Below are 15271 nucleotides of genomic sequence, written 5' to 3' on the forward strand. Positions count from 1 at the left end.
CCGAATTGTATCCCCTTCTCTCATTTAATTGTTCTAGATGGAACTGTCCTTGATCTTCAATAGGTGATAATAATGCTGATTTCACTTTCAGCGAATAACATGTGTTCCAGGTTGTTCAGCCTGCTTTAAACTTACTGGCATCCTTGTTTCTAGCGACCGTTTCGCGGCCCTAGCAATCCGCTCAGCTTGTAAACCGTCAAATCCATTACAACTCACCTCATGGTTCTCTAGGCATGCCGAGGCAAACTCCGTCACTTCATCCATATATGCCTGGGAATACCGTTCAAGGAAAAAGTGAAGCGGCTTTTCTTTCTTCACGTGATCATTTGTAGAGATTTCAACAGTTGTTGCTCTGTTGTTATTAACTTGTGCAGAGCCCTTATCCCCGAATATCTCAAGGCGCTGATCATATCCATAGACTGCACGACGACTGTTATCGATGACACCAAGTGCGCCATTTGCAAATTTCATCGTAATGACCGCGGTGTCAATGTCGCCTGCTTCACCGATGGCTGAATCCACAAGTACAGCTCCATATGCGAATACCTCGACAACTTCACTTCCCATTACGTACCGGGCCATATCAAAGTCATGGATGGTCATATCCATGAATAAACCGCCTGAATCCTTAATGTAATCCGCACTTGGCGGTTGAGGATCACGGGAAGTGATTCGCAGGATATGTGGTAATCCGATTTCACCTTCTTGAACAAGTTTACTAACCTTTCGAAAACTTGGATCAAAGCGACGATTAAAACCCACTTGAAGCTTTACGCCCGCCCTTTTTACTGCATTGAGTGCTTCTTCCGTTTCTTCGACCGAGAAGCTGACAGGCTTTTCACAGAAAATATGCTTTCCGGCTTCTGCCGCTTCTTTAATGATTGCTGCATGTGTATTAGTAGGCGAACATATGAATACCGCTTGAATCTCAGGATCATTCAGCAATTCATGGTAATCTGTTGTGAACACTTCGATTCGTTTCTCCATCGCCCATGGTTCTAGATGTTTGGCTGCAACATCAGAAACGCCTTTAATCCGGATTTCCTGAAGTCCCTTCAAATTATCTACATGTAATCTACCAATGCGTCCAGCACCAATAATTCCAACTGTCAGTGTCATTGACTCTCCTCCTGATTAAGCGCTTAACTTTAAATGCAAATCCACTGGGTCATAACCGGTGGAATATTTATTTCTATATACTTTTTATATTTTGTTTAAGTCTCTTACTGAATTACGTTCTATAAGTAATGGTGCAAGCATGATTCTATGTCCAGACCTGTTCGGTTGCTCAATCGACATCAACAGCTGGTTAATTGCGTAACATGCCAACTCATCAATTGGCTGAGCTATTGTCGTTAAACCTGGATCAGCTAATTCTGCATGTATGGTATTATCAAAGCCAATAACCGATATTTCATTCGGAATGAATACATTTTCCTTTCTGGCTTCATTCATGAAAATTGCTGCTATTAAATCGGTTGCAGCGAATATAGCAGTGGGTCTATCTTCTAACCGCAAAATTTCCTTGGCGGCCTTTCTTGCTTCTTCAATTTTCGATTTAGAGTGAATTACATGTTCTTCATTTAAACTGATCCCCTCATCGAGCAATGACTGTTTAAATCCCTCTAAACGCAAGCAACCGCTCGCCCTGTTTAATTCGGCAATCACTGCAACATGCCGATGCCCATTAGCCAATAAATACCGTCCGGCAAGATATCCGCCCCGAACATCATCCGTGGTGACAACATTGGTTTCGACGAAAGAGGGGTGGTCCACCGAAAACATCAAAAGTGGAATATTCCTGCTTTGAAGCTTCTTGAAAATCTTTCGATCCTTCGGTTCAGTGGCGATTATGATTCCATCCACCTGTTTTTTAATAAGAAGCTCTAAATAGTCATGTTCCCTTTCCAGTTGATAATCCGTACTGCATAAAATAATGGCATACCCGATTTCACGAGCATGGTTTTCCAATGCCCTGGCAACCTCAGCAAAAAAGGGATTTGAAATATCAGGGACAAGCACTCCGATAGTGAATGTTCTCTTACCTGTCAGCGCAGCTGCAACGGTGCTTGGGTGATATTCAAGTTCTTGCATGATTTCCGTTACCTTACTTCTCGTTTTATCGCTAATTCGGCCAGTATTATTGACCACCTTCGATACCGTGGCAATTGAAACGCCGGCTTTTTCTGCTACATCGTAAATCGTAGGCTGCTTCATGTGTTTTCAAAACTCCTCCAAATTATCCTTTACTTTATTTTAGCATGAAGGAATTTTACAGGTACTATAGATTTCCTTATTTTGAAATACTCTTTAAGAATTCCAATTTTTCTTCCGCATTTTTTATTGTTATGATGTCAATTCCGCTATCTAACCGCTTATCGACCTTATCCCCATTTATAGCTTTCAAGGCATTTTCAACACCTTGATAACCCATGTTATATGGACTCTGGGCTATGGTGCCAGTTAGTTTTCCTTCCAAAATGGATTCAACCGCTTCTTCGGTTCCATCAGTGCCAATGACTTTAATATCCAGTCCTTTAGCTTCAACGGCGCGTAAAACCCCCAATGCCATATCATCATTTGCTGCAAAAACTCCCTTAACATCTCCATTTTTTTGCAGAATATTTTCCATTACTGACATCGCTTTCGTTTTATCACTATCACCAGGTTGTTCTGCAACAACTTCCAGACCTGCCTCTTCAAGAGCTTCTTTTGCACCTTTTATCCGCGCATCCGTAGCCGGATTGCCAAGTGCTCCCGAAATTAAGACCACTTCATCTCCCTTCTGAAGCGTAGAAGCCAACAATTTCCCGCCTTGCAGACCTGCAGTTCTGTTTTCTGTACCGATAAAAGTCGTTTTCCCTTCAAAATCAGCATCTGAATCTATAAGTATCACAGGTACATTCTGCGCTGCGGTTTCTAACACCGGAACGACCGTATCCGGTTGCGAAGGTGCGACGACGATGGCGCCAGGTGACTGGTTTATTTGATCCTCAAGCATATTAACCTGCTGGATCACTTCCGACTCCGCAGAAGGACCTACCACTGATACCGTAACTCCAAGGTCCTTACCAGCAGCTTTGGCTCCTGCCTCAACATATTTCCAATAAGGGCTTGATAAGGTTTTTAAAACGACTGCGACACTTTCCTCTTCACTGCCGCCCGCTTTTTTATCCCCATCACCGCAGCCAGTCACTAACGCCATACACGATATCACTAATGCCGCTCCAAACCATTTTAGTTTCCCATTCATCCTGTTACCTCCAAGTTTCATATTTGAAATGAATTAACGATCGATCACCTTTTTTTTCCTTTGCGTTGTCGGAGTACGTCTACAAATACGGCTGCGATGATGACGAAACCGATTACTGCCATTTGGAAATCGGCAGGAACGTTCAGGAGGTTTAATCCATTTCGGAGCACAGCTATGATCATTGCACCTATCAATGTACCCCAAACAGTTCCGACACCTCCCATGAAGCTTGCTCCTCCAATGATGACTGCCGCTATTGCATCAAGTTCATATGATTGACCTGCGAGAGGGAAAGCGGAATTGACGCGTCCGACCATTACAAGCCCTGCAAGACCTGCCATTAAACCACTGATCGTATATACAATGATCAATACACGATCAACATTGATACCCGAGAGACGGGCCGCTTCTTTATTACCACCGATCGCATATATATAACGCCCTGTCTGGGTCCTTGTCAGGAATATATGAAAGATGATATATACCACTATTACTAACAGGAAGCTAACCGGAATGGGACCTACAAATTCACGCCCCAAAAATTGGATCAAATATGGAAAACCGGCAATCGGGGCTGCAGCCGTGATGATCAACGCGATTCCACGTGCAATGTTCATCGTCCCCAGTGTCGAAATGAACGGATGCGGCAAACGTAATTTCGTTAATAGCAGACCATTGAGTAAACCGAATCCAGCTCCTACGACCAGGCAGGCTAGCAGGCCCAAGATCGGACTGAATCCCATCGTGACTGAAACGATTCCCATAACCATGATGGAGACCGCAAGAATGGAACCTACAGATAAATCGATGCCGGCTGTTAAAATCGGAAGAAGCATACCGATTGCAAGTATGGCATTTATGGAGGACTGACGGGCTATATTCATGATATTGTTCAATGTCATGAACTTGTCCGACAAGAATGTCAGTACCGTCGTTAAAAGGATAAGACCAATTAATGGCCCGAACTTACTTACGTAAGTCTTAATGGTTCTACTTTGTTTCGGTAAATCATTCTCTGGTTTTTGCATGACTGCTTCATTCATAATTTCATCCCCCTGTTGCCGCTTTCATGATCCGTTCTTGAGAGGCTTCTCCTATCTCCAGGTCAGCGGTCATTTTCCCCTCACTCATCACTAAGACCCTATCACATATACCAAGGATTTCCGGGAGGTCCGAAGAAATCATCAGTACAATGGCACCGCCTTCAACCAACTGATTCATTAAGCGATAAACTTCAACCTTTGCACCAACATCAATCCCTCTTGTAGGTTCATCAAAGATATAAACCTTTGCCTGTGTGCATAACCACTTGGCAATAACGACTTTTTGCTGATTTCCCCCGCTTAGATTTCTGGCATGAAGATCAATATTATTTGGACGCACCTTCAATTCCCTAATATAATTGTTTGCTTCTTCACGCAGACCTTTCAAATCAATGAGTCTGAATTTATTCGTGAATTTATTCATATTTGCCATGGCAATATTGAAATCAAGCGGCTGATCCAATAAGAGACCTTCGCTTTTCCTATCCTCCGTAATAAAAGCAATGCCTGCATCAATTGCATCCCTGGGTGATTTGATCCGAACCTCCTCCCCATGTATGTAGACCTTACCTTTTCCCCTATCATCTGCACTGAAAATGGCTCTTGCCAATTCTGTCCGTCCAGCTCCGACGAGTCCGGAGATTCCGACGATCTCACCGTGTCGGATTGAAAAGCTTACAGGTTCTTTGGTTCCGGCCACTACTATGTTTTCGACCTTGAACCCTTCACTGCCAAGCGTAAACGATTGCTTAGGATATTTTTCATCCAGCGCCCGGCCCACCATCAATTCGATCCAATGATCGGTTTCCGTTGTCTTGACCGGCAGCGTTTCAATTTTAAATCCGTCTCGAAGGATGGTAAGCCTATCACCCATTTGCCTGATCTCATCCAACCGATGGGAAATGAATAAAATCGCTATGCCCTTTTGAGTAAGTTGTTCTACACATCGATATAACTGCTCCACTTCCGTTCCGCTAAGGCTGGACGTGGGCTCGTCCATAATGATTAATTTCACATCTAGGGTAAGCGCTTTCGCAATTTCCACAAGTTGTTGCTGCCCGATTCCTAGCTCCCCCAATTGCTTATCTGCAAGTTCAGGGCTTTGACCAAGCATTTTCAAACAGCGTTTTGCTTCCTGACGCATTTCCTTTTGATTAAGTAAAGAGAATTTTCCGCCACGCTTCAATTCCCTTCCGAGGAATATATTTTCATATACCTTTAATTCAGGAATGACATTCAATTCTTGATAAATAGTCGCAATCCCTAGATTCATAGCATCAAGAGGTGTATCAAGTTGGACAGAATTACCTTCCCAAAAAATTTCTCCGGAATCTTTTTCGTATGCTCCCGTTAAAATTTTTATGAGTGTGGATTTGCCTGCACCATTTTCCCCTAGTAATACATGAACTTCACCTGCCATTACATCTAAATCAATTCCTTTTAAAACATGGTTTTGACCAAAACTTTTTTTAATCCCTTTCATTTCAAGGAGATTTCCTGAATGATTAATCATGGGCAACCTCTTTTCGTCATTTACCATCAAAGAAAGCGCTTTCCTAACTAAAGTATAATTTTTTTATATTTACTTTTCAATATATTTATTGAATATTTCGTATTTTCTGAATTATCATCACAGAGATAATGAATTAAGCTCAACCTTTTTTCCCGTTTGATAGGATTCACGTGCTGCAAATGCTATTTCAAGTGCCTTTATGCCATCGTCCACTGTTACACTTGGTATTCCCCTATCCTCAACTACCTGGAAAAAACTCGCGAGTTCCAAATGGTAGGCATCGGTAAAACGAGTTGGAAAATCGGGTAAGATATCATGCAGGTTACCCGATTTCGTTAAAATCTGTATATCATGATTTCGAAGATTCCCTATAAAGATCGACCCCTCCGTCCCAATGACCTCTCCACGGATATCGTAGCCATAATGGGCATTACGACTTGCCTCTGCATCTCCTGCAGCCCCAGATGAAAACTCCAAATAGGTAAGAGATTGATCAACATCTTGGTATTTTTCCATGAACGGGTATTTTAGGATTCTTCCATGAGCATGAACTGAAGTCACTTCGGAATTCATTAAGTACCGGGCAATATCAAAATCATGAATGGATACATCGACAAACATACCGCCGCTATGTTGGATAAACGCTTCATGGGGTGAATGTGGATCACGGGAAATACCGCGGAAGTAAATCGGATCACCTATATCACCGGCATTGATCCTATTTTTCGCTGCAACATAAGCGGGATCGAACCTGCGCATGAATCCCACCTGGCAAATGGTATTGTTATTTTCTATTATTCTTTTAATTTCATTTGCTTCACTTAAATCTATCGTAAGTGGTTTTTCGACAAATATGGACTTGCCTGCTTCTGACGCTTTTTTCAACAAATCAAAATGTGTGCTTGTAGGAGAAGCTATGATCATTACTCCGATAGTATCGTCTTTAAGGATATCCTCTGGGTCGGTCGTGAAAAATGGCACTTCCAATTCAGTTGCAACACGCTTTGCCGTCTCCATATCGACATCACATATTGCCGCAAGTTCTGCGTTTCTAATTCTTGTAACTACATTCACTGCATGCCAATAGCCAAGTCTTCCAAGTCCAAGTACAGCTGCTCGAATTTTTTTTGACATATTATTTTTTCTCCTTTTAGTTAACTTCCGTCAACACGGACTCTCTGTTCAATGATTGGTAACTTTTTTCAAGATAACGGGCCATTTGAAGCGAATGATCGACATTATAATCAGGGTTCTTCCCTTCTAAAATACAGTCATGGAAATGTTCAATCTGATTTAAATATTGATCATCTTTATATCTCTCAAAAAGGATTACATTACCATTATCATCTTTTACTGTTATTTTTCCGTGTTCATCATTCGATACGTCGGGTCGAAATGCAGAATCGACTGTAATGCATCCTTTAGGGCCAAAGATTTCATAACGATTAATAAATGGAAGTTCCAATGAAGCTGTAACTTCAGCAGTCCTTTTCTGAGCATCCAACAATAAACAGGTCGATGTCATGTCAACACCATTGCCTTGATTCATTTTGCCGCTCATTGTGATTTGAACAGGTTTAAAGCCAACGATTTGCGTAACTGCATGCAAGCCGTAACATCCGACATCTCTCATGGCCCCTCCCCCTAGTTCCGGTTTCAAACGAATATCCCCAGAGTCTTCAAGCATCCAGGAAAAATGCGCTTTAACATGGTTGTATTCCCCGATCTTGTCGGATTCAAGTAATTCCTTAACTCGTTTATGCTGACAATGAAACTGATACATGAAGGCTTCCATGAAGACAACATCATTTTCTCGGGCTGCTGTTTTAACAGCGTGCATATCGGCTTCCGTTAAAGCTGCTGGTTTTTCAAGAAGAACATGTTTTCCCTTTTTCATGGCCTTCACCGCCCATTCTGCATGAAGAGAGTTAGGTAAAGGGATATAGACTGCGTCAATAGATGAATCTTCAATAAGATGTTCATACTTTTCATAAATATAGGACGAATTGAATCGCTTAGCCTTTTCTAAGCTTTTCGATGCTACGGCTATTAACTCTGCACGGTTTGAACGGCTTATGGCTGGTAAAAATTCATCGAAGGCTATATTGGCAGCACTCACGATTCCCCAACGAATATTTCCCATCATTCACACTCCTCATATATTTTGGGAAAGCGCTTTCCTTTTTGCTATTGTAACTCACACATTTTCATTATTCAATTACATTTACAAAAATGTCAAAAATTATTTTTCAGAATTATCAGTCTAAATTATTTCAGTATAAAAAGCAATCTACTCTAAAGAAGATTAAAGAGACCACGACTTATTTTTTATGTTTCTTTCTAGAAAAAAGAGGAAATAGTAAAGATACAATTATATTTAGAGGGAGCTCATTTATGGTAAACAAAATAAACGAAGAACTAGAGGCTTATTGTGCGAGTGAATATTCAAAGTTATCACGGGTGATCGTCTGTGAACCTCGTCATATGGAAATCAGGGAGATCATTAACGAAACTCAAAAAGAGTTTCAAGAAGAAAATATCGATCAGGCACTTGCCTTGAAGCAGCACGCCCAATTTATAAAGGCTCTTGAACAAGAAGGGATTGAAGTCATAAAACTTCCGCCAGAATTTACATATCCAGAACAAGTCTTTACGAGAGATATCGGTTTCACTCTTGGCAATACCGTTTACGTTGCTGAGTTGGCAACAGGTATCAGGCAGGGTGAAGAACAAATATTGAAATCCTGGCTCGAAACGAATGGTATCTCATTTTTCAACCTCCTCAAAAATCATATTGAGGGCGGGGATGTCCTTATTGACGGAAAGACCATCTATATTGGAATCAGTGAAAGAACGGATGAATCATCCGTCAAGCATCTTCAAACCCTATTACCTGAATACGATATCATCGCGGTTCCTTTCATTGAAACATTCCTTCATTTAGATTGTGTTTTCAATATCATATCACCGACAGAGGCGCTTATTTTTCCAGAGTCCTTTACAAAAAAAGAGATGGATTTATTAGCTTCACGTTATGACATGATTGAAGTGACTAAAGAAGAACAATTCACATTAGGAACAAACGTGCTTTCGATTGGGAATAAAAAATTATTCAGTCTTCCATGTAATAAACAGGTAAATAGTGAGCTTTGTAAACGCGGATACGAAGTCATTGAAGTCGATATAAGCGAAATCATCAAGTCCGGTGGCTCTTTTCGTTGTTGCACAATGCCACTATTGAGGACAACGAATAAGAAGACTGACCCAGCCTGAGCAGAATGAAAGATACCCGACTTGTATTGAAGTCCGGTTTCTCAGGACAGTAGGCAAACTCGATCAAAATCGAGTTTACCTACTGTTTTTTTATGGCTTGAACAATTTGGACGTTGATTGGAAGTCTCGCACCTTCCGCTCCAATCAAATTAAAATTCAGATAGAAACCATACCTGAGGAGTTGAAGGTATTGCTTTGGGTTAAATATAATAAACGTGTTCTATCCCTAATATTTCCCTTTGAGCTTTTCTAATCTTGGATAATAAGTTTATGTAATCAACCTTTTCTGGTTCATTTAATCCGCATTTAATATGGCGTTTAGATACTAAAATAACTAAACCTTCAATGGGATATGCAACGTCTAGGTGAGCATGAAAATATTCAGATTCGACTATTACACCACCCTCGGCTTCTACTTCCCCACTTGTCAAAGCACAGCTTAAACATTTGACTTCAACCGTTTTTCCATTAGACAAAGTAATTTTCCTCATTTACCCCACCCCTTTAAAAGCTGACTATGTTAAATAACTCTGTTGATATTCGATTAGAGCACATGAGAGTTCTATAAATAACAAAGTACTTGGTCTAGAGGTTTTTGAAAGTACATGCATTGCCTATCTCTTCCTTTAATTAGTGCAGCAGTCTTAATATTATTTCAGAATCCTTTCTATTTAACTGTACATACTGGCTATGTTCATCCTTCGTCAATTCTACAATATTTTCATCGGGATTAACCCAAACATAATACACGGCTATTTTACTTTCGTTTTTTTCATCATTAAAATAAAAGATGAAGTCCGCCTTAGAATGATCCTTCTCCAATGCGAATTCTTCCCAATCAGCATTTTTTACTATTTCTTTTGTTTTTTCTGTTTTCCCCATTTCTATCTTTTCTTTATATGCTTCGAATTTGTAGTTTTTTCCTTCATATTTTTGAATGGAAATATGTTCTTGCTTTGTTGTACAACCTGCAGTTAACGTTATTGCTAATAGGCTAAGTGCAAGCAGGAATGGTTTCCTTTTCATTACATGCCACCTCCTCATACCTAAATGGATTAATTATCCAATATATTTCATTATACTAGTCCATTCAAAAGAGTTATAGAAATGTTTATTGATTTATTAGCAGCAAAAAAACCCTCAAGCTTTTGACTTGAGAGTTCCTTACCCCGGTATTCCTTGGGCAGATAGCCTGCATTCAACCAAACCAAACTGAAAATAGTTCCTCGTTGATACCCAGATTGTACATATAATAGATTCCGAAAACCGTGCTTATCACACCTGTCAATCGGATGAGTGAACGATTGACTTTTTTGGAAGAAGAACTTGTGACAAAGGGGATGCTTAAAATCGTCGTGAACAGAAGCATGCCTATACAAGTACCTACACCAAATATGATAATGTAGATTGCCCCCTGCCACGCTGCATCTATCGTACTCATAGTAAGAAGGACCATTGCAGCACTGCCGGCAAGTCCGTGGACGATTCCCACTAACATCGATTTCAGATAGGTAGCCCGTCCTGTATGGTCATGCTGCTCCGTTTGCTTCCAAGAAAAAATCGTCGTGATACCTAAATATACCAACATGATTCCCACAAGAAATTCCAATGACATTGCCCAAGCTTCCGGAATTTCGTTTTTCAAAAGGATCAGGATGACACCGAACACCAAAAGAGTAAGTGTATGGCCGATTCCCCAAAATACGCCTGCAAGTGAAGATTTCCATATTTTCTTGCTTTGGCTCGCAATCGTAGAAACGGCAATGATATGATCGGGTTCCAGGGCATGCTTTATGCCTAATGAAAATCCAATCGCTAAAACCAGCAATAAACTCATTTCCATAAAACCCCTCCTTTCCCTTTGCTAATATTTACGATAAAAGATTGCATCCTCCCGCAGGACCCTCCTTCGGAAGAGATCCTCACAAACAGAAAATACCTTTTCTATCTGTTGAGTTTGATTTGCTAATATCCGCAGTATCAAACCACGTATTGGCAGCCGGGAAAAACCTATTCTAACATTGCTTCTTAACGGGGAAAGCATTTCATCCAGTTCGTTAATGATTTCCCCGTCCACCTCTTCATGTATCAATAATAATGAGCCAAAATGACTGTATCCTTCCAATAAGAGCACAGAGTCCATCTCGTCTGAAGGATTCAGAAGCAAGTGGTCCATTATAAGCCTTTTACCATCATGGAACACGTTTAGTTTGGAGCGGATCCAATCATATGTAAATTCCGTCTTACTTTCTGACCATCCCGGTGTAAATATATCCGTCAGCAACAATCCCGCTCCACTTTCCATATGTATCGTCATATTCTGAATATATCGAGCAGATTCATAGGCAATTATAGGGTCCTGTACATAGGTAAGAAAACTCCTTTTTTTTAATACCAACTCGGTTTCCTGCAATGCCGGCTCACCCATCGTTTTGTATACCTTTGTCGCCGACTGTGTCGTCAACGTCATTGTAGCCCCTTCTTCCAAACAAAAGAGCTGATGGTACCTGTCCCCTCCTACATAGCCGCCCCCAACATGAATGAGAAAATAGGTAGGTGAAAGTTCATCAAGAAACACAGGACGGGACAATTTGAATGCCCCGTCATAATAAGTATCCTTCACTATTGTACGATCATTTTTCAGTACCGCTTTTAAGCGAATGCTGCCTGTCCAGCTCACTGCTCAAGTCCTATAAGAAATGCCTCTGACTTTATCCAGTTCACGACATCAGTCAATCCCTTTTCGTCTTTTAAGTTAGTAAAAAAGAAAGGTTTATCCCCTCGGGTCGTTAATGTATCCCTCTCCATCACTTCCAGACTTGCTCCTACATACGGGGCCAAGTCCGTTTTATTAATGATGAATAAATCCGATTTAATCATTCCCTGGCCACCTTTCCGGGGGATTTTCTCCCCTTGTGCGACATCAATGATATAGATGGAAAAGTCAACGAGTTCAGGGCTGAAGGTCGCGGCTAAATTATCACCGCCGCTCTCCACAAAAATCAAATCCAGTTCCGGATGGAGTTCCATCAATTCATCAATGGCTGCAAAGTTCATCGAAGCGTCCTCACGTATCGCTGTATGCGGACAGCCGCCGGTTTCCACACCGATGATGCGATTTTCAGGAAGTACACCATTTTTCATTAAAAACAGCGCATCTTCTTTTGTATATATATCATTCGTTACAACTGCCATGCTGAAGTCCTTTTCCATTACCCGTGTCAGCTTCTCGACAAGCATCGTTTTTCCGGCACCAACCGGGCCGCCTACACCTATTTTAACTACTTGTTTCATCTATATCGATTTACCTCCATATGAGGTAAATCTGTCACCTCTTTTCTGGTTAACTCATGAATAGTCTTACATGTAATTGCTCATGCCTCATTTGAGCGATTTCCAATCCCGGCAGTGTCCGTCCGAGTTCATCCTCCGGAAGTCCTTTAATGAATGCAACAGCTGTCTGGATAATATCATGTGTCCATAATAACAAGGATTGTCCAGCTGTCTGACCCAAAGGGATTCCTCTTACTGCATTTTGGATCAGCGAGGATACGCCTGCATACAAACAGGCATGAATGGCCATTTCTACGGTAATGTTCAGTTCGGTACATACAAGCGCAAATACAATGGCCGGATGTCCATAACATTGTTTTCCTTGGATTTTCTTCAAGTATGCAGATAACTCTTCGGACGGATATAAGTTCGAGCATAGTTTAGCCATCTGCTGTCCAATTCTTTTCGAGGCCTCCCTGGATTCCCGGGCCGAACATGCGGCATAAAGCTTCTCATCCAGATCCCATATTCCTTCAGCCCTATGACTACTTACGAATTCATATGCAAGCCGGCACCCCAGGCCATCTGTATAGGTTAAAGATTTTGTAATGTATACCTTCAAAAACGCCTTTAAAGAAGCTGCATCATGTACCTTCTCTTCTTGAATGTAGGTCTCCATCCCGAATGAATGGGAGAACGACCCAGAAGGAAAATTGGAATCACAAAGCTGGATCAACGGAAACAAACGTTCAATCATGTGAATGGCCGATGTGACGGAATGCCTGCTTCACCTTTCTCTTTTCACGGCGAAACGGTATATCCAGTTCCATTAAAAGCTCTTCCACCAGGTAATCATATTGAACAAGCATTTCATCGCCATCAAACTGGGCAGGTAAGTGGCGATTTCCCAATTGATGCGCTATATTGCCCATCTGCCCTAGGGTCGTAGGCATGATCGTCAAAATATCGTCATCTATCGTATTGATCACAATCATATTATTTTCATCCATATAAAGGATGTCCCCATCCATCAAATCCTTGTTCTCTTTAAGGCGTATCCCAATTTCATTTCCATGATCCGTTTTAACCCTTAGTATCCGTTTTCTTAATGCATCGCTTTCCAGATAAACCTTTTCCATATGCTTCGCCTTTTTTTCAATAAACTCTATATTTCCCAATACTTCTTCAACTATCATGCCATCACCTCAGAATAAAAAGTATCGTTGCGCCATCGGCAGGATTTCCGCTGGCTCACACGTAATTAAATCACCATCCACCGTCACTTCATATGTTTGCGGATCAACTTCTATAACGGGGGTCTCCCCGTTTAACTTCATATCTTTTTTTGTAAGATTGCGAACGTTCGAGACAGTCTTCACTATTTTTTTCAACCCAAGGTCATCATGAATTCCCGCTTCATATGACGCTTTTGACAGGAACGTAATCGACGTACTCGCAACGGCCTTTCCAAAACTTGCAAACATCGGGCGATATAACACGGGTTGCGGCGTTGGAATCGAGGCATTCGGATCTCCCATCATACTGTGCGCAATCATGCCCCCTTTTAGAATCATGTCCGGTTTAACCCCGAAAAAGGCAGGATCCCATAGCACCAAGTCCGCGAATTTCCCTTCTTCCACAGATCCGACGACATCAGAGATTCCATGTGTGATGGCAGGATTTATCGTATATTTTGCAACATAACGCTTAACACGGAAATTGTCTCCTTCCCCTGCCTCCTCCAACATTTTGCCACGCTGCTTTTTCATCTTATCGGCTGTCTGCCATGTCCGCAGGATAACTTCACCTACACGCCCCATCGCTTGGGAATCGGAGCTGATCATGCTAAAAACGCCCAGGTCATGCAGAATGTCTTCAGCGGCAATCGTCTCTTTTCTTATCCGGGAATCGGCAAAAGCGATATCTTCCGGAACGGATGGATCTAAATGATGGCATACCATCAGCATATCCAAATGCTCTTCCAACGTATTGATCGTGTATGGACGGGTAGGGTTCGTCGAGGACGGGAGAATATTGGGATAACTAGCCGCCTTGATGATATCAGGGGCATGTCCCCCGCCCGCTCCTTCGGTATGATATGTATGAATGACACGGCCGTCGATGGCTTTGATCGTATCCTCGACGAAACCACCTTCATTTAGCGTGTCGGAATGAATCGCCACTTGAACATCATATTCATCTGCCACTATTAAACTAGTATCGATCGCTGCAGCCGTCGTACCCCAATCTTCATGTAATTTCAACCCGATCGCACCAGCTTCTATTTGTTCAACAAGCGGTTCTTTGGCCGAGGAATTGCCTTTGCCTAAAAAACCAAGGTTCATAGGGAAATGATCTGCCGCTTCGAGCATTTTATGTATATTCCAAGCTCCCGGAGTACAAGTCGTGGCATTCGTTCCCGTTGCAGGTCCGGTTCCCCCGCCGATCATTGTCGTGATCCCGCTTGATAGTGCAGTCTCGATTTGCTGCGGGGCAATGAAATGGATGTGGGCGTCAATCCCTCCGGCAGTAACGATTTTTCCTTCAGCTGCAATTATTTCGGTAGCGGCTCCTATCACCATTGTCACCCCATCCATCAATAGGGGATTTCCCGCTTTTCCGATAGCTGCAATATTTCCATCTTTTACGCCGATATCCGCCTTATAAATGCCGGTATAATCGATGATGATCGCGTTGGTGAAAACAAGATCCATCACTTCATCTCTTGTAGCGGTTGGATGTTGCCCCATACCATCACGGATCACTTTACCCCCGCCAAATTTCACTTCATCACCGTACTTTGTAAAATCCTTTTCCACTTCTATGAAAAGCTCGGTATCTGCCAATCTGATTAAATCTCCTGTTGTCGGACCAAACATGTCGGCATATTGCTTACGTGACATTTCATGGCTCATA

The 15271-nt window shown here is 41.9% G+C and carries 16 protein-coding genes; 1 reads left to right on the forward strand and 15 read right to left on the reverse strand.

Translation table 11 applies throughout. The features are described 5' to 3' along the window. Positions 1 to 87 precede the first annotated feature (87 nt). From iolG to QUF94_RS21155, 7 genes are all read right to left on the reverse strand, one after another. Positions 88 to 1119: an inositol 2-dehydrogenase gene (gene iolG, locus QUF94_RS21125; protein ID WP_289317557.1), complete on the reverse strand. Its 1032-nt coding sequence runs from the start codon at positions 1117 to 1119 to the stop codon at positions 88 to 90. 84 nt (positions 1120 to 1203) lie between these two features. Next, positions 1204 to 2217, reverse strand: coding sequence for a LacI family DNA-binding transcriptional regulator (locus tag QUF94_RS21130; RefSeq protein ID WP_289317558.1), 1014 nt, complete (start codon positions 2215 to 2217; stop codon positions 1204 to 1206). Between the two features lie 76 nt (positions 2218 to 2293). After that, positions 2294 to 3253 (reverse strand): sugar ABC transporter substrate-binding protein, encoded by a 960-nt coding sequence (locus QUF94_RS21135; RefSeq protein WP_289317559.1) that lies wholly within the window; start codon positions 3251 to 3253, stop codon positions 2294 to 2296. Between the two features lie 44 nt (positions 3254 to 3297). Beyond that, complete coding sequence (locus tag QUF94_RS21140) at positions 3298 to 4281, reverse strand: ABC transporter permease (protein ID WP_421157025.1); 984 nt, start codon at positions 4279 to 4281, stop codon at positions 3298 to 3300. 19 nt (positions 4282 to 4300) lie between these two features. After that, a complete protein-coding gene (locus QUF94_RS21145; RefSeq protein ID WP_289317560.1) occupies positions 4301 to 5809 on the reverse strand; it encodes a sugar ABC transporter ATP-binding protein in 1509 nt (502 codons plus the stop codon). Positions 5810 to 5926: 117 nt separating this feature from the next. Further along, positions 5927 to 6943 carry a Gfo/Idh/MocA family oxidoreductase gene (locus tag QUF94_RS21150; protein WP_289317561.1) on the reverse strand — a complete coding sequence of 339 codons (1017 nt, stop codon included), beginning with the start codon at positions 6941 to 6943 and terminating at the stop codon, positions 5927 to 5929. A gap of 16 nt (positions 6944 to 6959) precedes the next feature. Beyond that, positions 6960 to 7952 carry a Gfo/Idh/MocA family protein gene (locus QUF94_RS21155; RefSeq protein WP_289317562.1) on the reverse strand — a complete coding sequence of 331 codons (993 nt, stop codon included), beginning with the start codon at positions 7950 to 7952 and terminating at the stop codon, positions 6960 to 6962. A gap of 251 nt (positions 7953 to 8203) precedes the next feature. On the opposite strand from QUF94_RS21155, the gene QUF94_RS21160 reads away from it, so the two are divergent. Continuing rightward, positions 8204 to 9082, forward strand: a complete 879-nt coding sequence (locus tag QUF94_RS21160; RefSeq protein ID WP_289317563.1) for a dimethylarginine dimethylaminohydrolase family protein — start codon at positions 8204 to 8206, stop codon at positions 9080 to 9082. Between the two features lie 200 nt (positions 9083 to 9282). Here the strand turns inward: QUF94_RS21160 and QUF94_RS21165 are convergent, their stop codons facing one another. The 8 genes from QUF94_RS21165 to ureC all read right to left on the reverse strand — a co-directional run bounded on the left by QUF94_RS21165 (position 9283) and on the right by ureC (position 15270). Next, complete coding sequence (locus QUF94_RS21165; RefSeq protein ID WP_353957802.1) at positions 9283 to 9573, reverse strand: HIT family protein; 291 nt, start codon at positions 9571 to 9573, stop codon at positions 9283 to 9285. Positions 9574 to 9712: 139 nt separating this feature from the next. Further along, complete coding sequence (locus tag QUF94_RS21170; protein ID WP_289317564.1) at positions 9713 to 10108, reverse strand: hypothetical protein; 396 nt, start codon at positions 10106 to 10108, stop codon at positions 9713 to 9715. 172 nt (positions 10109 to 10280) lie between these two features. Continuing rightward, the gene (locus QUF94_RS21175) at positions 10281 to 10925 is read right to left on the reverse strand and encodes a HoxN/HupN/NixA family nickel/cobalt transporter (RefSeq protein WP_289317565.1); all 645 of its coding nucleotides are present in this window, start codon (positions 10923 to 10925) and stop codon (positions 10281 to 10283) included. A 21-nt stretch (positions 10926 to 10946) separates the two neighbouring features. Then, the gene (locus QUF94_RS21180; RefSeq protein ID WP_289317566.1) at positions 10947 to 11762 is read right to left on the reverse strand and encodes an urease accessory protein UreD; all 816 of its coding nucleotides are present in this window, start codon (positions 11760 to 11762) and stop codon (positions 10947 to 10949) included. Further along, positions 11759 to 12376, reverse strand: a complete 618-nt coding sequence (ureG, locus tag QUF94_RS21185) for an urease accessory protein UreG (protein ID WP_289317567.1) — start codon at positions 12374 to 12376, stop codon at positions 11759 to 11761. The genes QUF94_RS21180 and ureG overlap by 4 nt, the downstream gene beginning before the upstream one ends. Before the next feature lie 49 nt (positions 12377 to 12425). After that, positions 12426 to 13112, reverse strand: coding sequence for an urease accessory protein UreF (locus tag QUF94_RS21190; protein WP_289317568.1), 687 nt, complete (start codon positions 13110 to 13112; stop codon positions 12426 to 12428). Next, entirely contained in the window at positions 13105 to 13551 is a 447-nt protein-coding gene (ureE, locus tag QUF94_RS21195) for an urease accessory protein UreE (RefSeq protein WP_289317569.1), read from the reverse strand. The genes QUF94_RS21190 and ureE overlap by 8 nt, the downstream gene beginning before the upstream one ends. A 9-nt stretch (positions 13552 to 13560) precedes the next feature. Then, positions 13561 to 15270, reverse strand: coding sequence for an urease subunit alpha (ureC, locus tag QUF94_RS21200; RefSeq protein WP_289317570.1), 1710 nt, complete (start codon positions 15268 to 15270; stop codon positions 13561 to 13563). Between the last annotated feature and the right edge of the window lies 1 nt (position 15271).

This window comes from Peribacillus sp. NJ4, from assembly GCF_030348345.1.
In the GTDB taxonomy this organism is placed as follows: domain Bacteria; phylum Bacillota; class Bacilli; order Bacillales; family DSM-1321; genus Peribacillus.